General features: G+C 42.9%; 22 protein-coding genes. 10 read left to right on the top strand and 12 right to left on the bottom strand.

Features of this window, described 5'->3' with window-relative positions; genetic code table 11:
• Nucleotides 1–306 precede the first annotated feature (306 nt).
• The gene (locus ABMY45_RS04650) at nucleotides 307–1,083 is read left to right on the top strand and encodes a 2OG-Fe dioxygenase family protein (protein WP_010603771.1); all 777 of its coding nucleotides are present in this window, start codon (nucleotides 307–309) and stop codon (nucleotides 1,081–1,083) included.
• A 76-nt stretch (nucleotides 1,084–1,159) separates the two neighbouring features.
• On the opposite strand, the gene ABMY45_RS04645 is transcribed toward ABMY45_RS04650, so the two are convergent.
• Together ABMY45_RS04645 and ABMY45_RS04640 are read right to left on the bottom strand one after the other, a co-directional pair.
• Nucleotides 1,160–2,227: a ChuX/HutX family heme-like substrate-binding protein gene (locus tag ABMY45_RS04645; RefSeq protein WP_102058371.1), complete on the bottom strand. Its 1,068-nt coding sequence runs from the start codon at nucleotides 2,225–2,227 to the stop codon at nucleotides 1,160–1,162.
• A 478-nt stretch (nucleotides 2,228–2,705) separates the two neighbouring features.
• Nucleotides 2,706–3,842 (bottom strand): MFS transporter, encoded by a 1,137-nt coding sequence (locus ABMY45_RS04640; RefSeq protein WP_349288479.1) that lies wholly within the window; start codon nucleotides 3,840–3,842, stop codon nucleotides 2,706–2,708.
• A gap of 209 nt (nucleotides 3,843–4,051) precedes the next feature.
• Here ABMY45_RS04640 and ABMY45_RS04635 point away from each other — a divergent pair, with 209 nt between their 5' ends.
• A complete protein-coding gene (locus tag ABMY45_RS04635; RefSeq protein ID WP_349288478.1) occupies nucleotides 4,052–4,240 on the top strand; it encodes a hypothetical protein in 189 nt (62 codons plus the stop codon).
• A 123-nt stretch (nucleotides 4,241–4,363) separates the two neighbouring features.
• On the opposite strand, the gene ABMY45_RS04630 is transcribed toward ABMY45_RS04635, so the two are convergent.
• From ABMY45_RS04630 to ABMY45_RS04600, 7 genes are all read right to left on the bottom strand, one after another.
• Nucleotides 4,364–5,023, bottom strand: coding sequence for a YoaK family protein (locus tag ABMY45_RS04630; RefSeq protein ID WP_174169549.1), 660 nt, complete (start codon nucleotides 5,021–5,023; stop codon nucleotides 4,364–4,366).
• Nucleotides 5,020–5,436 carry a VOC family protein gene (locus ABMY45_RS04625; protein WP_010603775.1) on the bottom strand — a complete coding sequence of 139 codons (417 nt, stop codon included), beginning with the start codon at nucleotides 5,434–5,436 and terminating at the stop codon, nucleotides 5,020–5,022. Before ABMY45_RS04625 ends, ABMY45_RS04630 begins: the two co-directional genes overlap by 4 nt.
• Complete coding sequence (locus ABMY45_RS04620; protein WP_010603776.1) at nucleotides 5,433–5,873, bottom strand: DUF2214 family protein; 441 nt, start codon at nucleotides 5,871–5,873, stop codon at nucleotides 5,433–5,435. Before ABMY45_RS04620 ends, ABMY45_RS04625 begins: the two co-directional genes overlap by 4 nt.
• Nucleotides 5,874–5,893: 20 nt before the next feature.
• Nucleotides 5,894–6,304, bottom strand: coding sequence for an NUDIX hydrolase (locus ABMY45_RS04615; RefSeq protein WP_102058367.1), 411 nt, complete (start codon nucleotides 6,302–6,304; stop codon nucleotides 5,894–5,896).
• Nucleotides 6,305–6,395: 91 nt separating this feature from the next.
• Nucleotides 6,396–6,545, bottom strand: a complete 150-nt coding sequence (locus ABMY45_RS04610) for a hypothetical protein (RefSeq protein ID WP_206472550.1) — start codon at nucleotides 6,543–6,545, stop codon at nucleotides 6,396–6,398.
• Nucleotides 6,546–6,638: 93 nt separating this feature from the next.
• The gene (locus ABMY45_RS04605) at nucleotides 6,639–7,613 is read right to left on the bottom strand and encodes an LLM class flavin-dependent oxidoreductase (RefSeq protein ID WP_349288566.1); all 975 of its coding nucleotides are present in this window, start codon (nucleotides 7,611–7,613) and stop codon (nucleotides 6,639–6,641) included.
• Between the two features lie 194 nt (nucleotides 7,614–7,807).
• Entirely contained in the window at nucleotides 7,808–8,293 is a 486-nt protein-coding gene (locus ABMY45_RS04600) for a GNAT family N-acetyltransferase (protein WP_010603786.1), read from the bottom strand.
• Between the two features lie 274 nt (nucleotides 8,294–8,567).
• Between ABMY45_RS04600 and ABMY45_RS04595 the strand changes: the two genes are divergently transcribed.
• Nucleotides 8,568–9,632 carry a linear amide C-N hydrolase gene (locus tag ABMY45_RS04595; protein ID WP_174169555.1) on the top strand — a complete coding sequence of 355 codons (1,065 nt, stop codon included), beginning with the start codon at nucleotides 8,568–8,570 and terminating at the stop codon, nucleotides 9,630–9,632.
• Between the two features lie 55 nt (nucleotides 9,633–9,687).
• Here ABMY45_RS04595 and ABMY45_RS04590 read toward each other — a convergent pair whose 3' ends face one another.
• The gene (locus tag ABMY45_RS04590) at nucleotides 9,688–10,497 is read right to left on the bottom strand and encodes a sulfite exporter TauE/SafE family protein (RefSeq protein WP_174169556.1); all 810 of its coding nucleotides are present in this window, start codon (nucleotides 10,495–10,497) and stop codon (nucleotides 9,688–9,690) included.
• Between the two features lie 464 nt (nucleotides 10,498–10,961).
• Between ABMY45_RS04590 and ABMY45_RS04585 the strand changes: the two genes are divergently transcribed.
• From ABMY45_RS04585 to ABMY45_RS04555, 7 genes are all read left to right on the top strand, one after another.
• On the top strand, nucleotides 10,962–11,939 hold the full coding sequence (locus tag ABMY45_RS04585) for a DUF1852 domain-containing protein (protein WP_237117059.1): 978 nt from the start codon (nucleotides 10,962–10,964) through the stop codon (nucleotides 11,937–11,939).
• 28 nt (nucleotides 11,940–11,967) lie between these two features.
• Entirely contained in the window at nucleotides 11,968–13,008 is a 1,041-nt protein-coding gene (locus ABMY45_RS04580) for a methionine synthase (protein WP_010370114.1), read from the top strand.
• Between the two features lie 298 nt (nucleotides 13,009–13,306).
• Complete coding sequence (locus ABMY45_RS04575; RefSeq protein WP_349288477.1) at nucleotides 13,307–13,930, top strand: hypothetical protein; 624 nt, start codon at nucleotides 13,307–13,309, stop codon at nucleotides 13,928–13,930.
• A 526-nt stretch (nucleotides 13,931–14,456) separates the two neighbouring features.
• Nucleotides 14,457–15,551: a 5-methyltetrahydropteroyltriglutamate--homocysteine methyltransferase gene (locus tag ABMY45_RS04570; RefSeq protein WP_206472557.1), complete on the top strand. Its 1,095-nt coding sequence runs from the start codon at nucleotides 14,457–14,459 to the stop codon at nucleotides 15,549–15,551.
• Between the two features lie 19 nt (nucleotides 15,552–15,570).
• A complete protein-coding gene (locus ABMY45_RS04565; protein ID WP_227388098.1) occupies nucleotides 15,571–16,560 on the top strand; it encodes a GGDEF domain-containing protein in 990 nt (329 codons plus the stop codon).
• A 352-nt stretch (nucleotides 16,561–16,912) separates the two neighbouring features.
• Nucleotides 16,913–18,946, top strand: coding sequence for a S9 family peptidase (locus tag ABMY45_RS04560; RefSeq protein ID WP_174169561.1), 2,034 nt, complete (start codon nucleotides 16,913–16,915; stop codon nucleotides 18,944–18,946).
• A 476-nt stretch (nucleotides 18,947–19,422) separates the two neighbouring features.
• Nucleotides 19,423–20,631 (top strand): MFS transporter, encoded by a 1,209-nt coding sequence (locus ABMY45_RS04555; RefSeq protein ID WP_349288476.1) that lies wholly within the window; start codon nucleotides 19,423–19,425, stop codon nucleotides 20,629–20,631.
• 92 nt (nucleotides 20,632–20,723) lie between these two features.
• Here the strand turns inward: ABMY45_RS04555 and ABMY45_RS04550 are convergent, their stop codons facing one another.
• Together ABMY45_RS04550 and ABMY45_RS04545 are read right to left on the bottom strand one after the other, a co-directional pair.
• Nucleotides 20,724–22,238, bottom strand: a complete 1,515-nt coding sequence (locus tag ABMY45_RS04550) for a cell surface receptor IPT/TIG domain-containing protein (RefSeq protein ID WP_349288475.1) — start codon at nucleotides 22,236–22,238, stop codon at nucleotides 20,724–20,726.
• A 177-nt stretch (nucleotides 22,239–22,415) separates the two neighbouring features.
• Entirely contained in the window at nucleotides 22,416–23,672 is a 1,257-nt protein-coding gene (locus tag ABMY45_RS04545; protein WP_349288474.1) for an ATP-binding protein, read from the bottom strand.
• Between the last annotated feature and the right edge of the window lie 2 nt (nucleotides 23,673–23,674).

Genomic DNA, 23,674 nt, shown 5'->3' with positions numbered 1-23,674 from the left:
TCATTCCTGGATGCAATGCGGGTTTGAATTGGCAACCTTCTATAATTTGCAATTTACTGAAGGCTGTTCACAAAGCTCACTGCCCCTATCTAGACATCAAAGCTTAGCAACGTAATAAATAACTCACTTATAAAACCACTATAAATTTCCGTTCCCATTCCGTTTTTATTCCTTATTTTTCCTTCACAATCATACAGTTAAATGAAAACCTATAAATACCAAAACACATCAGATGAGGTGAATATGAAAAAGCTTATTGAAATTTTTAAGAAAACAAATCAACAAAGACAGATAGGAGAATCAAAGATGACTAAAACTACATTGTTAAGAAATGGTTTCTGCCAATATTCTTTGCCAAATTTAAACGTTGGTTCACGACAAGATATTGAGTCGTTACTGAAGCAGGTAGAACCTGAATTAGGCTTAGACACCTATATTCCATCCGGCCAAAATGCAAGAGGTATCGTGCGCTATACCGTCAAGGACGCTAACACTCACCTTATCAGCCCCGAAAATAGACAAGGAGGCCAATACTATGTTTACGGCTTGTCTCAACAACTAAACCCGGACGCAGGGGGTAAACAAAGATGGTTCAAAGCAATAACACATTGCACTGACGGTACATTGATTTGCAACCACCCAGTAATAGCAGCGCTGACTGAATTTTTGATCCAACATTCAATTCCAGCACCGTCGTACCATGTTGAGCATCAGTTTATTGGCTATTATCCGACACCTCATGCGGATTGCTTAGTAACCCCAAATACGCTTCATTTCGACGGGTTAAGTCATCAAACGATTACCTCAATCCTTACGCTGGCCAGAGAGAATGTATCAGGCGGGGAGTTTGTGATAGCTGACGGTGTCGCGGTAAACACCCCTATAGATAATGTCAGTACCCAAGATCTTCGGCTCTTTGCTGAATTACCAGTGGGGTCAGGCGTGATTATGGACGAGTGTCAACGTGGTACTTCCCGCCCACTTTGCCATAGTGCAATGGCGACAAGAATGGAGAATGTGCAGCAAAATACCGTCTCTAAACGAATAATTTTGGTCTCAGAAGTCACGCCTATTTGGCACTAGAAAACCAAAGGGCTCTTTTATAGAGCCCTTTTCAATTTAGCTGATTGTAGAGGATAGCTTTTCTATAGCTCAAGTATTACGCCGCAACCCGTCCTTTATGGATCAATCGCTCACATAGCGCCTGCCACTCATCGGTTTGTTTTTTGCCTTCAATTCGGCGACCAAACAGCGTTAATACAGTCTCGCGATTGGCATCAAAAAACTCAATAGAGGTAACCACAGTATTGCCGTTATCCGTGGGTTTTCTGACCACGAACGCGCGGGTTAGGTCGTCTGCTTTTATATGCAGGCTAAACTCAGGATCTAATACGTTAAACCAAGGGCCAACTTGTTTGAGGTTTTCAACCTTTCCAGAGAAGATCTGTACCGCACCTGGATTGCCAACGAATACCATAATCTCTTGCTTAAACATGTTTGCTTGCTGAAATATATCTGCAAGGTCAAAGCTTTGTAGCTCAAAGCTCCATGGTGAGCCAACGATTTCAAGGGCCTGCAAGCGTTCAAGGTTGTATGTCTCTAAAAGCTTTGGAAAATGATGGACATCATTTAACTCGCCCCACTGCGACCTAAAATCATCTAGTTGCGCAGTACTCAAGTCCCTAATATTAGTATCTAGGACTTCAAAAGGCGTTACATCCAACTTGTGACTATGTGTTAGCTGGTAGCGTGCTTTAAGGTTCACAAACTCGTTAAAGTCGGCGTCTGCAGTCATATATACCTTATGTACAGCGCGACCATTTTCATCGAAAAATTGAAAACTAGTATGCTTATCCGTTTCAACAAGAAATACACTTTTCCATTTGTGCAAGAAAAGCCGCAGATCAATCCCTCCTGGATTGATGGCCACGGCACTAAGTTTGTTACTGTGCCCTGTAACATAGAGCTTTTCATACAAACCAGTTATCTCGCTCACCACAGAGCCATTTCTAGTCAAAGCCATCACTTTTCCAAGCTTTTTAAATCCTTTTAATAAATCCGCGATTTTATGCTCATCTAATCTGGTAACTCGAGACGTAACAGGCTCATCCAGCTGTGCGTTTAGCAACTCAGCTTCACTCACACCTAGCTGCATAGCCGCAACAATGGGCCTAATGTTAGGCTCTCCGATTAGTAGCATTTTATAATCTTGAATAAGTTGTTCCATATTTCCTCCACAAGGAACCTAGCTTAACCACCCATTTGGCAAAGAAAGAAAACAAGTTGTTGATTTACAGTGCTCACATATATAGACGCAACATCATCCGATCAAACCATGTACCAACTTTGCAAATACCATGAAACCCAAAGCAAATGAAAATGAGAATTAATATCAAAAATGATACTAGCAATTTATTTCGTCTAATGAAAGTCCACACAGATTAAAACATTTCTACTCAATCAAAAGCACTCGTGTTCAATTGAATATGCAGGCTGGCATACCAACTCGCTTAATTCAGCTTCCAATTTTGAGGCGAGAGAATCTTGTCGATAACACCGCTACCGCCAAGGTACCTACATCCATGTAGGCAGGGCGAAAATTTTGCCATTCAGTTGTTCTAAATGAGAAATTTTTAACGCCGTTAGCGTCAGATTTGCTCCTTAAAATTGAGCAAGTATTAAAGCTAATTGGTACTAGTTACCTCCTAAATTGATGCGCTTTTTACGGGGCGTAAACACAAAATGGCAAGACTAAACAAAATAATAGCAAGCAGCGCCATCGCAGCCGCACCAAGGCTGTAAGCAAAACCTGCGACGGCAGACCAAATCGCCACACCAATGTGCATCATGCTCATGGCCAGTGAGATAAGTACACCACGATGTGCAGGCGAAAGTTCTGAAATATATGCCTGTAATGCCGGAGCCCCAATGCCACCAGCCAATGCCCAAAGTGTCATCAAAAAGTATAACGGTATGAGAGAGATACCTTGATACCAATAAAGACCGCTACTGACAATGAGGCAAACGACCAATGACGCACGCATGACCTGCCGCCCACTTTCAAAGTGGGTTGCGAGTTTTGGCATCATCAGGTTTCCAGCAACACTCACTAAGCCTAATAAGGCATACAGTACACCAATAAACCACACTGACAGTGCTTGTGTATCTCGTAAATGCTGCCCAACCAAATTGAACAAACCAATACCACCACCCAAACCGATACACATGGTAAGTAATGCGCCAACAACACCGGGGATTTGCCATAGCTTGACTGATATCTTGGTGCCTTCTACAGCTTTGTCACTTGGGAGCGCACGGCGGTTTACAGTAAGTAATAACGCCACAACCCAAGTGGCGATCCCGAGTGCAACAAAAGCCGCTCGCCACGACATTAAATGCGTTAAAAACGCGCCAAACGCAGGACTTGAGATCATGCCAAGAGTTAAGCCTGCTTGCACCCAACCGATCCGTTTGAGCGCATCTCCACCAGAGCTTGCCGCGATGGCAAACGCAATCGGGAGCATGCCAGCACTGGCAATCCCCGTGATCACACGAGCAACTAAGCCCCACTCAAATGAAGTGACAAGCCCTGTCGCGATGGAGGCACCACCAAAAACCACGATTGCAGGTAAGATGATAGCGCGGTGCCCTGCTTTATCCGAGAGCGCCCCAAATAGTGGAGCCACAATCGCTAGGGCAACGCTGTAAGTGGTAATAAACAGTGTAACTCGCTCAGGCTTTACACCTAATTCGAGTCCAATAGGTTCAAGAATAGGCCCAAGCATCAGCTCATCGGCCCCGACTAAAAACGCAATAAAGGCGAGTAATAAAGTCAATAACATCTCTTTACCCCATTTTTGCGCAGCAAACGTTTACCTTGCAGGTGTTCAGCAAAGCAAAAGAAATAAAGCTAAAATTAAGCTTGTGTTTGTATGAGCCACTACCTGACGTCATCAGGTCATTTAAAAGCAAATTCATTAAATTACATCCATAAAACAACGGGAGGTCGACAGTTATGCCGACCTCCCGTTTCAAAAAACTTTGAAAATGTGTGCCACTGAATTTCGGGCACAAAAAAGCCGGCGATGAAGTATCATCGCCGGCTTCGTCTTTCCAATCATCAGATACACTGGCGCCGCCCACCTTTATTCAAGTAGTCGCCAATGTCTCTGATGAAGATTTAGAAAGTAAGCTCCGAGCAACACTTCATCGTGTTAATGCGCGGAGCAAAGCCTTCTAACAAAATTCTTAAATAGGATGTAAAACATCGTGGAAAGATCCAAATTAAAATCGCGCGCCAATGTATACGATGTCGATTAAGTAGTCAATAATCCAAACCAAGATACGTCAACACAGCGGTGTGCTACCCCTTATCCCTAAGCGCAAAGCGGTAAACACCAGCAATTAGCAAACAGATGGTTATAGGTAACCACAGCGCCTGAAAGTGAAACTTGTTGTAAAGCCAAGCGCCCAACACGCCACCTGCCACAAACCCTGAAATGATCAACACAAACAGTTTTGTTTTTCTGGTATCCAAAGGCTCGCCTCTAAACAATGCCCCAATCATCAGTCCTAAGTCGGTGAATATTCCTGTTACATGGGTTGTCCTCACCACAGCTCCACTGTACGTGGTGGCTAATGCGTTTTGCAGTCCACAAGCCGCGGAAGCAAAAAAATGACCATAAAATGAGCCTTGCATCAGTAAGACGAGAGACACGGTAAGCAACATGGCTTCGATCACCAACGCGGTATCGTAATGTTTGCCAAGCCTTAACGTGGTGCCATGCAGCAAAAACCCCGCAAGTGCAGAGCCAAGCAAGAACGCGAGTAACACTCCAAATAAGTGCAGGGTTTCTTTAAGGCTGCCACCTAAAAAACTAGTTCCGAGCATAGTCGCAGTGCCGGATAAATGAGAAACGGATTGGTGCTCAAAGCTAAGTAGGCCGATTGCATTCACAAATCCAGCAACGAGCGCCAATATAAAAGCGCCGATCTCAACCCATTTTGGTAACTTAGAGATCATCTCTTTGCCATTGGGTGATCAGGGTTTAGTTGCAGTAAGTCCCAGCGGTTGCCATAGAGATCTTCAAATACAGCAACCGTGCCATAATCTTGCTCTTGCGGCTCGCGAATAAACCGAATGCCAATAGATGTCATGCGCTCATAATCACGCCAGAAATCATCGGTATTTAAAAATAAAAATACCCGCCCACCAGCTTGATCACCAATAAATTCCTGCTGCTCTGGCGTAGAAGCTCTGGCAAGTAGTAACGCAGTACCATGAGAATTAGGTGGTGCCACCACCACCCAACGTTTATCTTGCTCGGGTTGATAGGTGTCTTCTATTAATTCAAAACCTAGTTTATTGACGTAGAAGTCGATGGCTTCATCGTAGTCTTTGACGACGAGCGCAATATTGACAATATTTTGTTTCATGATGAGGGCAACCCATAGCCTCTTGCCATAAGTGCAGCAAGTAGCGGTAAAACTAAAAGTAACAGCATTTCTAGCCTTTTAATGACGATAATACGCTGGGGCACAAATAAATTATCTTTTGTTGTATTACGGTGCTTCAATAAAAACACAGTCGGAATGATAGACAGCAAAGCGATTAACAAAAATAGTCCGACTTTGGCGTGGAAAATCGGATTTTTAGTGTAGAACTCACTGGGCTTGCCAACTACAAACCACAACGTTAACCCCGCGCCAAGTGTTACCAGCGCACTGACACCATACAAGCCATCAACTACCGCTAACCGCTTAATACTCTGACTACTCATTGATTTAGAGAGTAACACGTTTTCAATCGCGAGCGTCGATGCCAAAAATAAAATACCGAGAAAGTGAATATATCTAACGACTATTTCTTCCATGCAGTGCCCCAATTACCATTTTAGCCTTGATAAAGTGTGTTGTTTTCTTCTAAAAAGTTCACCAAAGGCAAAAACAGGGGCTGCGGCAATTCATCAAGCGAGAACCACTGCCATTGTTTGCATTTATTTGGCTCTTTAACTTCTGCATCATGAGTATCGCACCTTGCCATGACAAACAGAGTGACATAATGTTTCTGCTCATTGGCAAAATAATCATTAGTAAAACCAAGCTTTTCAACGTTTACAACATCTAGCCCCGTTTCTTCATGCACCTCTCTTATCGCGCATGCCTCAATGTCCTCTCCATACTCTAAATGGCCACCAGGGGTTGCCCAAGTATGTGCGCCATGAGCGCCGATGCGCTCACCAAGCAAAATTTTATTATCGTGCATTATTACCACGCCAACCCCGACGCGTACGACTTGATCCATTATTTTTCCTTTAACTGTTACTGCAAATATTGACTCGCTGAACTTATTATTCAGGGTGATTTAAACACCCCGAGCTCAGCAAGTTTAGCTTCTAGTACCTTAGTGCTTCATTTTCATCACGGAGCGTCGTTTTTTCCGTACCTGACATCAACTTACTCCCCGGTAATGGGGCGTCATCAAAGGTCAGCGCTATTTCTTTCGCCCCGACATAAAAGGCAGAATAAGTAGAGAAAGGATACACAACCAAATCGTTTTCAACTTTCGTTCCTTGTAAATTTTTAACTCGCAGTGTACCGCAAACCTTCTCTTTAGTACTGCCTTCGCACTCAGACTTTTACGTTAAGCTCGCCAAGATTTCAAGCGCATGTTTTCTATCACTTAGCTCGTATAAATCGTTGGTAAAAATAAACTCATCGACCGCTAACTCACGTTTAATCATGCTGAGTTTATGGTGGACAATCGCGGGGCTTCCAACCACAGATAGGCCTAAAAAGCTTTCAACTTGCATTTGCTCTTGGGCATTCCATAGACCCTCCATCGAATCAACGGGGGGTTTCAACCATAACGCCTGGCCTCGCATCAACGCTAGGATACGTTGCTTTGACGTGGTAGCTAAATACTGCGCTTGTTCGTCGGTATCGGCTGCAACTACCGGTAAGCCAAGCGTTACATAAGGTTTATCTAACCCCTCTGATGGTTGGAAATCGCGGCGATAAAGCGCAATAGCATCATGCACGAATCGTGGCGCAAAATGACCCGCAAATGCATAAGGTAAACCTCGCTTTGCGGCGAGCTGGGCACTATAAAGACTCGAACCAAGCAACCAGATTGGTACCTTGGTGTTTTCGCCCGGAATGGCACGCACCGAGGATCTACCGTCATAAGGACCGAGCAAGGCTTGTAATTCAGCAACTTCATCGTCAAATTGCTCCGCACGTCTGTCATCGCGACGCAGTGCTCGGCTGGTAATAGGATCGCTACCAGGCGCGCGCCCTAATCCCAAATCAATGCGTCCAGGATAGAGGCTTTCTAAGGTGCCAAACTGCTCAGCGACGACTAACGGTGGATGGTTTGGCAACATCACGCCACCCGCCCCTACCCGAATATTGTGAGTGTGTCCGGCAATATGCCCTATCAATACGGAGGTTGCTGCGCAGACGATGCCACGCATATTATGATGTTCAGCCATCCAAAAGCGTTTAAAGCCAAGTTCATCCGCTTTTTGCGCATAAGCCACGCTGTTAGCGAGGGTTTGTGAAACGGTATCTTGCTCTTTCATCGGGCTTAATTCGAGCAAAGAAAATGGCATGATTAGCAAGTGAAGTCATAACAATCCTTAACGGTTTGAGTTAGACCATAGAGTAAGGGTTGCTACTTCTATTTCAATCCGAAATCCCGCACTACATTGTTGCTGATTTTCGACTATCGCTATTTTGGCGATAACAAGCCAGTTTCACCTGTGATTTGATGGCTATGTAATAAAGCTTTCAGATCCTGTCCACTTTAATCAGCCAACCATTTATACATAACATAGCTATCTACCAAACCCAATTTCCCGTGTTTATATGCCTTGGGAATGGTGCCCACAATGGTAAAACCAAGCTTTTGCCATAGTTTAATCGCCAGTTCATTGGTCGATACCACACTATTAAATTGCATGGCTTCGAATCCCAGCGCTAATGCTTGTTGCTGGGAATGTTCGCACATCAGCCGTGCAATTCCCTTACCACGAGCCAAACTCGACACCATGTAACCACAGTTACATATGTGGCTACTCGGACCCATCGCATTTTGTCGCAAATAATAGCTGCCAAGTACTTGCCCATTTTCAACATATGCAAAAGCTTTGAGTGGCGTTTCACACCAAAGTAAAAATGCCTGATCTATACTCATATTTGAGTCAAATGCATACGTTTCTTGCGCTTGGATCACTTCTGAAAATGTTGGCCAAAATGACTCAAAATCTTCCCGAGTTATCTCTCTTATCATCCCATTTCCTCCAAACGTCATACCTGATAGCAATTAACCCACTCTTGCAAATATACTCATTCTACTAACCTCACACCACTTTTGTTTTAGGGAACCCGAGACGAATACTTGTCGAATCATTAGTTTTTCACGCTAATAGTTACTGACTTACCACTCCTGTAATGCACTGTAACTTTCTGTAATGTATTTAGCCTTTTTCAAAGCCTAGTATGAAACAGTAGATTGATGAGAAACCACTCATCAAAAGGATATTTAATTTTCTTGTGAGGTTGTTATGTGTACTAGAGCTTTTAATAACTGGAATAGAGCATATTTGGCTACTGCCAGAAATATGGACTGGATGTTTATATTACCTACCAGCTTGTTTGTACTTGAAAAAGGACTAAAAAAATCGGGGCTTGAGCCAGTTTCTGAGCTAGAGGCAATAGCAAGCGAGAAAACTCGCAACCCACTTACGTGGACATCTTCCTATAGTAGTGTGGTCGCTATGGTAGGAGATGATTGCAGCGGCTGGGCAGCCTCCGATGGCATGAACTCTATGGGGCTTGTCGCAAATGTATTGTACGACTCAGGCGCGACGTACGGTAAATCAGCATGCAAAAGTAAAAAGCAGCTGAGCGTACTGAGATGGTTGCAATATGTATTAGACAAATTTGTACTCGTCAAGGAAGTCGTTGACGTATTCAGCAAACAAGAAATTCAGATCGTTGGTGCAGAAGTACCTAACAGCGAAGGTAAAACCGCAGCATTGCATTTGATAGTGTCGGATATCAGTGGCGATTCAGCCATTATCGAAGTTGAGAATGGGGTTTTTAAGATCCATCACAGCGCTGACTATCGCGTTGTTACCAATGAACCAAGTTATGAAGATCAGCTAAGGATTAATGATTATTGGCTGTGGCAATGGAGTGATAAAAACAGTCAGCCGAGCCATACGATCCCTGGCGGTCCATACTCAACCGATAGATTCGAGCGCGCTGCGTTTTATCTTAATCACTTAGATTTACCAAACGATGAGCATGATGCCCTTGCACAGGCTCGCTCGGTTGCTGCAAGTGCATCAGTACCCCTTGGCTATAATTTTACAAGCAGTGCCAGCCCAAATATATCTAATACCTTGTGGACAACCGTTGCAGCACATAGGAGCCAAACCTATTACTTTTGCAATGCTCGCACGCCTCATGTTGCTTGGGTGGAATTGGCAAACTTTAACTTTGAATCGCCAGTCAGTGCCTTCACACTGATAAGCGAAGATCCATCTGGGGAATACATCAATAGCACCAGAAATGGCAAGTTAAACAAGCATTTTGAACCAACCGAAGATCCGTTCAAAAAGTAAGATTAGCAGAGCTTCTGAGCCAAACACGCCATAGCTCGTTTTGGCTCAAAAGCACTTAATTTACCGCCATATTCACAGCCATCACTAACAGTAGCACAGCAAATACCTTTTTAATCGTGGCAACAGGCAAGTGATGCGTGGCTTTAGCCCCCATTGGAGCAGTGAACCAAGACGTGCACACAATTCCTAACAGCGCCGGCAAATAAACAAATCCGGCGAAACCATCCGAAAGTGCAAAGTGCGCACTGCCCGAGCTAATGTAGCCAACGGAACCAAAGAGCGCGATAACAATACCACATGCAGAAGCGCATCCTATGGCCTTTTTCATATCAACAGAGAAAAACGTCAACAGCGGTACCAAAAGCGCCCCACCGCCAATGCCTATCATGGCAGATAAACCACCGGTGATCGTCGTTAATACCGTAAGTATGCCTTTATTTGGCAGCTGCCTTTGGGTTGAGCTCTCATTTTTGCTGCTATAAAACATTTTTATTGCTATCAATACCACACTTACTGCAAATACAATGCGCACTGCGTTTTCGGGTAATAGCGCTGCCAAAAAACCACTGATAAGCGCGCCTAGTGCAACGCCCGTCATTATCCACGGCGCTAAATCCCACGGTACATTGCCATTTTTATGATGCGCGATTGCCGATGAGGTAGAAGTAAATAAAATGGATGCCAGCGATGTCGCTACAGCGGCAATCACCACTTGCTCCGGTGGTAACACGTCAAAATACAGTAAAATACTGCTCAGCACCGGAACAATAACCAGCCCACCGCCAATACCTAACAATCCGGCTAAAAAGCCGACAACACTACCGAGTAGTGCACAATACACAAACAACAATATCAACTCACTCATTCCACTTATCTCTTCTTTTAATTGAGGCGCAATCACCTAAGTGAGCAATATGGCCGTTGCTTTTAGCCTTTGTGCCACCTAAGCGCTGCGAGTATAACAACATAACGCTTTGCCATTGGTGCTTTTGACTTAGATAAGCCTTGAATATTCCTCACGTTTTACTTGAAACAAATGCAACTTAGACATTTAGCAGTCTAGACTTTCGGATCTCCAAAGAGTTTTACTCTACAATTGCTCATATTTTCTGCATATGCGACTCAATAAGCGGCATCTATTTTTGTAACTCATGAATCAGACTCATGTTTTATGTGAAATAAAACCGTTTTTCTTCATCTTGTGATCCACGTATAAATCTTACATCACTTAATGTTCGGCACTCTCACTGCGTCCCCGTGGATATCTGTTTATCGCAGTGAAACGTAATTACCGAGCGCGTTAGCATTAGAATTGGATACCTGAAGAACATGAATAACGAGTTTACTTTCACTATTAAGAGCATTCGTCTTGACGAGAATTACCATCCGTCAAACAGCACGCGGATCACCACCAACTTTGCTAACTTAGCAAGAGGCGAAAGCCGCCAACAAAACTTACGCAATGCCCTAAAGATGATTGATAATCGCTTTAACGCATTAGCTAACTGGGATAACCCAACAGGCGACCGTTATTCTGTTGAACTTGAGATAGTCTCGGTTGATATGGATATTGCAGGCAGTGGACAAACTTTCCCGTCAATTGAAGTGTTAAAAACCAATATTGTTGACCACAAAACCAATGAACGCATTGAGGGAATTGTTGGTAACAACTTCTCTTCTTACGTACGTGACTACGACTTTAGCGTGCTATTACTTGATCATAATAAAGATCAACCTAAATTCAGCATCCCTGCTAACTTTGGCGACTTACACGGTAAGCTATTTAAATACTTTGTCGATTCAGAAGCTTACAAGAGTCACTTTAGTAAGCCACCGGTGATTTGCTTAAGTGTATCGGATAATAAAACCTATCACCGCACTGAAAATCAGCACCCTGTGCTTGGCTTTGAATATCAGCCAAATGAGTCATCATTAACTGAGCAATATTTCAAAAAGATGGGCTTACAGGTGCGCTACTTTATGCCACCAAATAGCGTTGCACCTTTGGCTTTTTACTTCTTTGGTGACTTACTGAATGATTACACCAATCTGGAGTTGATCAGCACCATCAGCACTATGGAAACATTCCAAAAGATCTACCGCCCTGAGATTTACAACGCCAATGCGGTTGCAGGCAAGTGCTATCAGCCAAACTTAAAAAACCTAGATCACTCATTAACACAGATTGTTTATGACCGCGAAGAGCGCAGCCAGTTGGCGATTGCACAAGGTCGATTTGCCGAAGAGCATTTTATCAAGCCTTACCAAACCGTGCTTGAACAGTGGTCTGCAAATTACGCTTTATAATCAACGGGAATATGGAACAGCATTTATTATGAAAACACTATTACCAACGTCTACTGCTGGCAGTCTACCTAAGCCCGCTTGGCTTGCTCAGCCAGAAACCCTATGGTCACCTTGGAAACTAGAGGGCGACGAGCTTATTGATGGCAAAAACGATGCGCTACGTATTGCTTTGCAAGAGCAACAACTTGCAGGGATTGATATCGTGAGTGACGGCGAACAAACCCGTCAACACTTTGTAACCACTTTTATTGAACACCTAAGCGGTGTGGACTTTGAGAAGCGTCAAACCGTAAAAATTCGCGACCGCTATGATGCCAGTGTTCCAACCGTGGTGGGCCCTGTATCTCGCCAAAAGCCGGTTTTTGTTGAAGATGCCAAGTTTTTACGCAGCCAAACAGACAAACCTATCAAATGGGCATTGCCAGGTCCGATGACGATGATAGATACGCTGTATGATGACCACTACAAAAGCCGTGAAAAGCTAGCGTGGGAATTTGCTAAGATCCTTAACCAAGAAGCCAAAGAGCTGGAAGCCGCTGGAGTCGATATCATTCAATTCGACGAACCGGCGTTTAATGTTTTTTTTGATGAGGTCAACGACTGGGGCATTGCGGCGCTTGAACGTGCCATTGAAGGACTCAAATGCGAAACCGCAGTGCATATCTGCTACGGCTACGGCATTAAAGCCAACACCGATTGGAAAAAGACCTTAGGATCAGAATGGCGTCAATATGAAGAGGCGTTTCCTAAGCTACAAAAATCCAATATCGATATCATCTCTTTAGAGTGCCATAACTCTCACGTGCCAATCGACTTGTTAGCGTTGATCCGTGGTAAAAAAGTGATGGTTGGTGCGATTGATGTTGCAACCAACACCATCGAAACGCCAGAAGAAGTTGCCAACACACTACGCAAAGCGCTTGAGTTTGTTGACGCCGACAAACTCTACCCATGCACTAACTGCGGTATGGCACCACTTTCTCGTGAAGTGGCAAGAGGTAAGCTAGCTGCATTGAGCGCAGGGGCTGAACTTGTGCGCCAAGAGCTATTAGCCAAAAAATCAGCTTGATAAATACTGAATTAACAATAGTTTTAGCTGCTAAATAAAACCTAAATTATGTGCCGCCTTCAAGGAATGATAGGTGGTGCGGCTTTACAACCTTAATCAGTGTTCAGTACGACGGTTTATTACTTAAACTCACCAGGTAACTTCTACTCGCTCTTGTTATCATTGGAGCATCCATATAATTTATTCTCTAATTTATAATTTAAACCATCAAGCCTAATGCAACCAAGAAATAAGGTTTATACTTGCTAAACAGGTGTTAGTATCTACAAGCTAATAACACAATAAGGATATCATTTGTATGAAAACTATTGCACTCCTATTGCTTTTACTCTGCGTACATAACGCCCAGAGTAACACGCAGGATTTAGATACCGAAAGAAATTTGTATGTTCAAACTACAACTCTAAAAGCACTTAGTCTGGATGACGTACAAAAAAGTACATTACGTGCCATAATCCAGAACGCAGAACTAGACAAAAGAATAGATGCTGAATACGAGGATGGTGCTAAATACGCTATCGGAGATACAAGCCGGTCAATCCCCTACACGGGCAATGAAATACTTCACATAACAATAAATAATGAAATGAATTCTGAGAGCTTCACCTTAAAACCAACTTATTTAGCCTATGGTAGTGATTTAATTTTAAGGTCAATCAGTTTTGAATCACAAGAGAAAAGAGCCAGAACCAAAGCCAGACTAATCTTATTTTTGGAAGATGGCGGGAAATCTGCACCCACTCAACTCTATTATGAGCTTGTTATTAAAACGGAAGGAAAAGCAATATACATGGAGCTCTCAAAAGATTGGCAAATCATTAAAGCAATTGAAACACTACAAAAAAGACGTCCGTTTTTGGGCAATGACGTAATGGAAGTAGGTGACTTCTTACCCGACCAAGCTCAGGAGATAATACGATAATCTTAAGTAGCTTACCGTTAATTAACGGCTGGGAAGTAAAGGTGCTATATAAACCCAGAAAGAGCATTTGAAACTCTAAAGGGCAAGAAATACTCTCATTGCTTACGAACATCTACTAAAAATATTATCAATTTTCATTTGCTTTCATACACTTAATAAATCCGCTATTTCCCCCTTCACCTAACACGCTTTTTTGACTTGAAAAGTACGGATAAAATGGCCTTCTCATAAGTCAGTTTGTTTTCAATCTGAAATTTAGATAAAAGAGAAGCTAACTCATTATTTTTAAAGTTAGCCTCAAATCACCTCCTTGCCTCACTCAAAAGCACCCACCAAAGATTATCTCATCAGGTAAAATCCCATGTAATCAAGGCGATTATATCTATTTGATCCTATACTCACATTGGCGCTTGTGCGTTTGTAAAGCAGACAAAGTAACTGGATTGCTATAAGCGCACATTTGTTTGATTATTTATGGCTTTTTATCGTTTTACTTAGAATAAGCAACTCGAGAAGGTAGACTACGATGGCGCGGTTCCAGATCCCCAGCGAACAAATCGGATCAATTCCTCGAAACCCCTGTTTAATAAGCGCTTACAGGGACTATAAGCAAGGAAAGATAAGTTACGCAGTTTTAAACGAAATTGCAGAGCGTGAAACACAACAAGTGATAAAAGAGCTCGAAGCGATTGGTTGTCAGATCGTCAGTGATGGCGAGCAAAGAAAGTTTGATGGTTTTGCTCACTATTGCTTACACGATTCACCTTGCTACTCAGATCAGGGCTTGCTCGTTGATTTTAACGATGGTCACTCTCGGGTCTTTGCGCCACACCTTAAAGTACCGCCATTTCGCTATCAACATACGGCGGATGAATTTCTCGCTTTCGCACTCAAACACGCAACTGTGCCCGTCAAACAAGCCGTTATTTCTCCTTCAATGTTGAGCTTAGTTTATCCATCTCACGGGATTGAAAATTACGATCACGAAAGTTTTATCAGTGATTTGATAACTGAGCATGTTGGCGAAGTAAAACGCTGCTTAGCACTGGGTGCACACAAAGTACAAATTGACTTTACAGAAGCGAGGCTGTCTTTAAAACTAGACCCGTCAGGTCAGACCCTCAAGTCCTTTGTTGAGTTAATCAATAAATGTCTCGCCCAATTTAGTGATAGCGAAAGGCAACGAATTGGTATTCATACCTGTCCGGGTGCTGATATTGATGCAACCCATAGCGCCGACATTGACTATAAATATCTGCTGCCTACGCTTTTCGACATTAATGCAGGAAGCTTCTACGTTGCACTTAGAGGTGAAGAGAACCCCAAGAAAACCCTGAAGCTGATAGGCAGCATCCTCAAGCCCTTCCAACGTGTATTTATTGGCGTGATTAACCCGAACAGTAGTGAAATTGAGAGCCCAAGATCCGTACGAGATCTCGTGTTACTGGCGAGTGAATTTATTCCTATTCCACAGCTAGGCACTTGTGATGATTGTGGTTTTTCGCCATTCGCCGATGATAGTTCAACAACCAGAGAAATAGTATATGAAAAAATAAAATCGCGACTAGTCGGCACACAAATGGCCGAAGAAGCACTCAATACACGTGCGCAGAAAAATTGAATTAGCCAATGGGTTATGCATGAGCGAAGTATTTCCACCTAAATCAGATGACGCAGATCTAATTGCTAAACTTGAAGATGAAGTTCTGGCATTAGAAATAGAAAACCACAAGCTGCAACAAAGGTTACGTGAGAACGAATACGATAGAAAAGCTCTGCTGGATATTCAAAAGCTTGCTAATGTCGGTACGTGGCGGCTTAACCACCTAACCTACAGCGTTAAAATGAGCGATAAACTTGCTGCCATGCTCGGTATTGATGGCGAAGCCATTACACAGTGGGACGACTTTATCAATGCACTAGATCCAAGCGCCGAGCTAGCAATAAAACAGCAGCTCCACAATGTTTTTGTTCACGGTGGAAGCACCACATTTGAGCATGTTGTAACTAGAGCTGACGGCTCCACACTTTATGTAAGACACCACTGTGAAACGCTACTAAACGGCATTGGCCAACCACTTAATTCAATTGGCCTGATGCTGGATGTCACACAAGATAAAGTCAAGGCCGCGCAATTGGAAGTGCTATCGAATAAGGATGAACTAACCAATTTATACAATCGTAGAAAAATGAATCAGGCACTACACGAGGAAACGACAGAGTGCTTAACTAAAGGCCTTCCCCTTAGCACGATTATTCTAGACTTAGATCTATTTAAACAAGTGAACGATAGGTTTGGCCACCATATCGGCGATGAAGTGTTGGTGCTCGTGTCGCAGGAAATTCAAAATAGTCTAAGGTCAACGGACATCGCATCTCGTTGGGGAGGTGAAGAGTTTCTTATCTTGTGCCCCAACACCTATCTCAACGATGCACAGAAAGTAGCAGAGCGGATCCGTAAAGCGATTGAAGCCATTCAATTATCCTGCCCACACAAGATCACAGCCAGTTTTGGCGTAGGCAGTTTACAAGATGGTCAAGACCTATCTGAGATGCTAAAGCGAGTTGACTCAGCCCTATACCAAGCGAAAAAAGCAGGTAGAAACTGCATACGAGTAGAGCCTGAATAGCGCAAATGCATACTTAATACGGTTATTGACACTATTTAACCTGAGGTTTGGATATTATCGTGAAAAATCCTTATGTTAGGTACGTCACTCATATGACAGTTTTACGTTATTGTTGCGTCATGATCAGAGCGCCACGTAGATCATACCAAAATCAAGTTAATGAACGACGGATAATTCACAGGTACGCATTGTATCCAGCAGAACTATTCTTTGTCTATCGTAAACAACCTTCTTACACTCCCCTTCATTTGATACACCGAGTTTTTATTTCATTCTATCGCGTATTAGGTGACATTGAATTACACCTGAATAACTATGAAGCCCACATAAAAATTATATTGAAGGTGGCGATATGCCTTTTGAATTGAAACGGACGCTTATTTGCACTTTACTGGCTTGCGCTGCATTGCCAGCACTAGCACAAACTGAGGTGGGATTACAGGCTAAAGACATTTTTGAACTGGAATATGCAAACGACCCACAAATATCCCCAGATGGTACTCAAGTTGTCTATGTGCGTAACAATAATGACGTGATGAAAGATGCTAAGCGACAAAACCTGTGGCTGGTCGATACGAAATCAGGCGCACAATCACCACTCTTCTCTGATGAAAACAATTACAGTCAACCTCGCTGGTCGCCGGATGGTAGCAAAATCGCCTTTGTGAGCAATGTATCTGGCAGCACACAAATTCATGTGCATTATCTTGCTCAAAACCGTACGGCACTACTTACACAGTTGCAATCTGGGATCAGTGGCTTAACTTGGTCACCAGATGGCAAATGGCTGGCTTTTAGCCAAAAGGTTGCTGAAAAGCCAGCAGTCATTGCCAAGATGCCAGAAAAACCAAAAGGCGCGAAGTGGTCCGACTCTGCCATTGTTATCGACAAAGCCTACTACCAAGCAGATGGCCGAGGCCTTATCAAACCGGGCTATCGCCAGATCTTCGTGTTACCGAGTGAAGGCGGCACGCCACGCCAATTAACCTCTGGTAATTATCACCATAGTGGGAAACTCGCGTGGCGAGCAGATGCTAAGGCCATTGTATTTTCAGCAAACCGTATTGCAGACTGGGAATACAAGCGCCTAGAAGGCGACTTATTCGAAGTTGATTTTAACCGTAATATCACCCAGCTTACGTCGGCTCCTGGTCGTGAGTACGCACCTAGTTTTTCCGAAAATGGTAAACAGCTGGCTTATCTTAGTGCATCGAATGCGCTAAACCCTTACCGTAATAGCAAGCTGAATATCATGGATTGGCAGGACAAAACCTCCCACATGATTGCCAAAGACTTCGACCGCTCAATCCAAAACCCAACTTGGATTAGCAGTGATAGACTGGCGATGACGTACGATGACCACGGCAAGCGAAAGCTCGCGAGCATCACCACAAAAGGCAAAATTACCGACATCACAGATACGCTCTCAGGCACAACCCTTGGTCGCCCTTATCTAAGCGGTGAATTTAGTGCTAACTTTGATGGAGAAATTGCCTTTACTCAGGGTTCGAGTGAGCGCCCTGCTGACATCGCAATCACGACAAGAAAAGGCAAAGTAGCGCAATTAACCCGCCTTAACGAAGACCTACTTGCACATAAAACCCTTGGTAAAGTGCATGAGATCACGTATAGCTCGTCGTTCGACGGGGAGAAAATTCAGGGCTGGTATATTACGCCACCAAATTTTGACCCAAACAAAAAATATCCATTACTACTAGAAATTCACGGTGGTCCACACTTAGCCTACGGCCCCCATTTCTCAGCAGAATTACAGCGTTATGCCGCCGAAGGTTATGTGGTATTTTACGACAATCACAGAGGCAGCAGCTCTTACGGCGAGCGCTTTGCGATGTTGCTCAAGTACAAATACAGCTCGAAAGAAGACTTTGCCGATCATAACTCAGGGGTAGACGCTATGCTTGAGAAAGGCTTTATCGACAAAGATAATCTGTTTATTGCTGGCGGCTCTGCAGGTGGTATCGCAACAGCCTACGCAATTGGCTTAACTAACCGTTTCAACGCTGCTGTTGTCGTAAAGCCTGTGATCAACTGGCTGAGTAAAGTACTTACCGCTGACAGTGGCCTTGGTCAAATTCCAACGCAATTCCCAGGTATGCCATGGGAGCATATGGAACACTATTGGCAACGCTCACCGCTTTCGCTCGTTGGCAACGTAACCACCCCAACCATGCTAATGACGGGTGAAGAAGACTTGCGCACGCCAATGGCCGAAACCGAACAGTTCTACCAAGCACTTAAGCTGCGTAAAATTGATTCTGTACTGGTCAAAATTCCAGGTGCGCCACATGGAATTGCAGGCCGTCCTTCTCGGATGATCAGTAAGATTGAACATACCCTAGCTTGGTTTGAAAAATATAAGAAGTAAACGTCATTTGCTTATTTCGATAACCTGGCTTGAGGTCTACAGGCCACATTACTCATGTGTCCTGTAGACCCCTCCCTCTGAAAAATGACACTATTTTAGAGAGACATAAAAGCACTTAGTCTCATCTTGTATGCTTGCTCCGCATAAAATTAATGTGGTGCGTGTCTTTGTTATTTTCTTTTGTTATTTTTCTATCACTTTATATACCCATAGCGCTCAGCAGGATGATGTGTCCATGCTGTGCGCAACCATGAGTGGTTTTACCTACACCAAACATGCTCATGAATAGTATTCAGTAGAAGATTGCTTGATAATTGGGGGTGGGGTGGTGTTCGAGCTTTAAAACCATTTGAATTAGAAAGCTAGTAAATTATATTACAATGTATAATAATATTATCCCAAAACCTCGCAACTAGCAGAAATTTAATTTATATAAAAATATAAAAATATAAAAAATAAATAAAAAAGGATTAAGAGTGGAATTCATAAAAAACGCTCCAATTAGTAAATCTGTTGGGTGGATACTATTAGCTAGTTGTCTTGAACGGTTAGCTTATTATGGGGTGAGAGCCTTCATTGTTCTGTTTTTAATGGACCAAAATGGTGGGGCTGGTTGGGACCAATCTAAGACGCTTGATTTTTACGGTCAGTTCACTATGTACGTTTATCTGGCAACATTTATTGGAGGTCTTTTATCAGATTTTTTGTTAGGAGCGTTTAAGTCTACCTTATTGGGCATTTTATTAATGTTTTTTGGATATTTAAGTTTAGGATTCGTAGAGAGCCAACACCTTTTATATTCGGCTGGATTGATTGCGTTAGGCTCTGGATTCTTCAATCCTAACATTCCAACAATAATAGCCCACCAATTGAAAAAAATGCCGAGCAAACTCGATAGCGTTTTTACAGGACAATATCTGGTGATAAATCTGGGCGCATTTATAGGGCCCATGACAATAGGTATTTTGGTTGAAAACGTGAGTTGGTCAGTAGCCTTCATAATGGCTGCGGCAGTTAGCGCGCTTGTATTTATCATCATGTATAGTCAGCGTTCAGCAGTGCCACGGCAAAGCCATAAAGCAAATGTAGCCACCCAAAATCAAGGCAGTAACTTTTTTAGTGGAGTTGGCTTAGTAATTGTCATTTTCTTATTGTCGACTTTATTTTGGTCTTATTTTGAAATTGGTGGCGGAAATCTATATCAAGCATTTCCTCAGATAATGAGTGGGTTGGGTTTTTCGATAAATGCTAAGACAGTTATCGCTACTTGTGTTGTATGTTTTACTTTGTGGTGGTTTTTTAAAGTCAGCTCTTGGTATAAGGTCGCACTTGGTTTTATTATATTTTCATTAAGTTGGCATATACTTAATTACAGCATTACAAAAAATTCAAGTGTAAAAGACTTCATCATTTTTGTGATGATACTTCAAGCTATTGCGGAGGTATTTTGCTCGGCAATATTTATGTCAATTATTGCTAAACATGGATTCAAGCCATTACTAAGTACAAGCTATGCCATATTTTTCTTTGCTACTTCGCTAGCTAGTTACTTTGCAGGTCAATATAGTGATTCATACTCTACTTTTGCACCGTTTGGTTGGGTATGTTTGATTGTTGGAGGTGTTTTGGTAACACTTCAATTATCATATAATAAATATGTGACTATGCAGTCCCAAGTAGAATAATGGCGGACACCCACGACAAACTTTAACCGTTTTTTCTCTTTCTTTGAGGTGGGTGTCTTAATCTTCTTTGGTCTACTATCGTTCTTTATTTTTTAGCGTGCTTGCACCCGATACCGAACCTTATTGCTCGTTCCAACATTATTCGTTAATTGTAATATGCCTTTTGTTATACCAGTTGGTATCGTAAATGTAAGACTAGATGGTGTATGAGTTGAAGGAACAAGTGTTTTATTTCCCATTATGATGCGGGTTTTATCATCAAACCCCACTCCCTTAAGCTCATATTGCTCACCTTCTTGAACTTTGATTGAGGCATATCCAAATATTAACGGTGAACCCGCTTTGTATGGGCTTAATCGCACTTCATTAGAACGCTTATTTCGAGTGTAAATAAATGCCTTATATTTGCGAAATGGTAGATTGAGCTCAAAGATTAGCTCTGAGTTAGTGTGCGATGTTGGCGCGATATTATAAATTTCTTCACCGTTATAGATAACCACTTTTGGGTTCTCCAGCCCGGCAAAGTCATCACCAGTAAATACAACACTATCGCCGATACGATAAATTCGAGGTAATGAATAGCCATTGTAATAACCGGCTTGAGAGGATATTTGTACACTCGGTGAATCGCTTAATCTAAAGCCTCGCACTCGCTCATACGGCTCGGCGTCATAAATATCTAACACTTTGTCGCCATCATTATCGAGATCGATAAAACCCTCAACCCCGTCTTTGTCAGAGTCTTCCGGCCATCCTTTCGCGTTGAGTTTTTCGTCGGCATCCGCTATGCCGTCATTATCAGAATCAAGATCCAAAAAGTTTAATTTATCATCTTGATCTGCATTTCCTGAGCCTTCGCGCTCATCACTAATGCCGTCGCCATCACTGTCTAAGTCTAATAAGTTAATTACCCCGTTATTGTCCTCATCGAGTGTAGCACCTTGCTTTACATAATATTCATAGAAGTCATGGATAGAATCTCTATCGGTATCAATACGAGTTGGTTCAACACCAATTGCATATTCTGCATGATCATCAATACCGTCGGTGTCCTTATCTTTAAATACGTAAATTTCATAGGAATAGTCCGGCGCGCCACCCGAAAAATCATCAATGACGCTCAAATTGAATTTTCCGTCATGGGGTATTTTAGTCAGGATATGCGCCATTTTGAGTGCGCTATGGGTATGGATCTGCGATGAGTTGATCACAAAACCACCTTGCTCGGAAAAATACACTTTAGGCTTAAAATTATCGGAGCTATAGGTAATGCGAGCTGAGATATAGTCGCCCTTGTTTGCACTAAATTGGTACAAATCGCCATTATCACCCGCATTTGAAATAACCCCTTTTACTTTAAACGGAAGTTGATGCGCAACTTTTACCGCATTGCTGGGGTTATCATTAGGTTCAATCTCGACAATTTCGGGATAACGAGCGCGTTGACTGTCAAATGGAAACTCATCATGCTCGTCTAACACACCATCACCATCTTCATCTTTGTTTTGCCAAGTTCCCTTAGTTGGGTCAAGCGAGCTATTATGTGGAGTTGCAAACACAATTGTACTAACCAGTGCAAGTGCCAATAAAATGCATCGTGATGTCATAAACAATCCTTATTAATGTTGTTTTTTAATTAAAGTCTTTCAAATTTTTCACCCTGCGACCCGCTTCATACTTGTACTCTTTCACTAATGATTTGGAATACATTACACTGGGTGTCTTCGTTACTTTGTCGTTACTTTTGCTCGGGGTCTCTTTGTTATTTTTGCTGCTTTCAGCACTCAACCTCCACCACGCTCTACGCTAAAACTGACTTTTGCACCACCGCTTGAGTTATTGCCTAGTTTGAGTTGTCCACCGTGGTTTTCAATAATAATGCGAGAGAGCATAAGGCCTATGCCGTTGCCATCAGCTTTGGTGGTGTAAAATGCTTCAGCAGCTTCGTTTAGGTTGGAAAAACCGGGGCCTGTATCTGTGACCGTAAACGCTAACTTGTCTGCATCGGGGGTGATGTTGAGTGTGACTTCTGGCGAAGGTGTGCACGCTTCTTGGGCATTGTTAATAAGATGGCAAAGCACCTGTTTGATTTGACTCGTATCAAAAAAACCGAGCAGGTCCGCTGTGCTTTCTACCTTTAGCTGAGGGTAGATACTTTGTAGCTGAGTGCAAAACTCACTGAGTGCAACAATCTGCTTATGCGCAGGAGGTAATTTGGCAAGTGAGGCATAGTTGCCCATAAAAGATTTAAGGTAATTGGCGCGCTCGTTGATGAGTGACAGCCCACTAGTAAACCTTTCTAAATCTAACTCACGGTCTAGGCGCTTGGTTAGGCTGCGAGCTATCGTACCAATCGGCGCTATGGTGTTATTGATCTCGTGACTTAAAATACGGACAAACCGCTGTAATGCGTCTTTTTCTTGTTGATATAAAATACTATCGAGCTGTTTTAAAACCAGTAGAGTGTGAGGTTTATTGGCAATGTAGCAGCTGTCGTGTTCAAGCAAAAAAGCATGCTCGGTACCGTCAAGCATCACCGAAACCTTTCCTTGTTTTTGCTGAGCTTGTAATGACTGAAACCAGCGCCAAGCATCGTCTTTGTAACAGTCAAAAAAGGTGCGCTCAGCGTAGCTGTTGGCAAATGCAACGCTTTGTTTGTCAAACACGATAAGTGCACAATCAAGCTTTTCAATGATTTGCTTTAGCAGGTCGCTTTGCTCTGCCAGCGCTCGCTGATCGGCTTGCATGGTTTGTGCAAGCGCGTTTAAGTGTTCCACCGTTGAATATAATTGTGCGTCTTTGCCATGTGCCGCTCTTAGAGCATAATCGCCTTGGCGAAGCGATATCAACAAGGTATCAATGAGATTAATAGTGTTTTGTCTTGTAGAGCTATATTTATAAGTGAGCAGTGCAAAACACAGCGCAAATACCAAATCTAGCAATATAACGAGTGCAACCGGGTAATTGTGCACAAGGAGCAGAACGTTAGCAATAACGAGTAGTAATGCACTTAACAACCAGTGTCCAAATCGATAAAACAAGC

Source organism: Pseudoalteromonas sp. XMcav11-Q (assembly GCF_040104525.1).
Taxonomy (GTDB): Bacteria; Pseudomonadota; Gammaproteobacteria; order Enterobacterales; family Alteromonadaceae; genus Pseudoalteromonas.
This window is presented reverse-complemented; position numbering and strand designations above follow the sequence as displayed.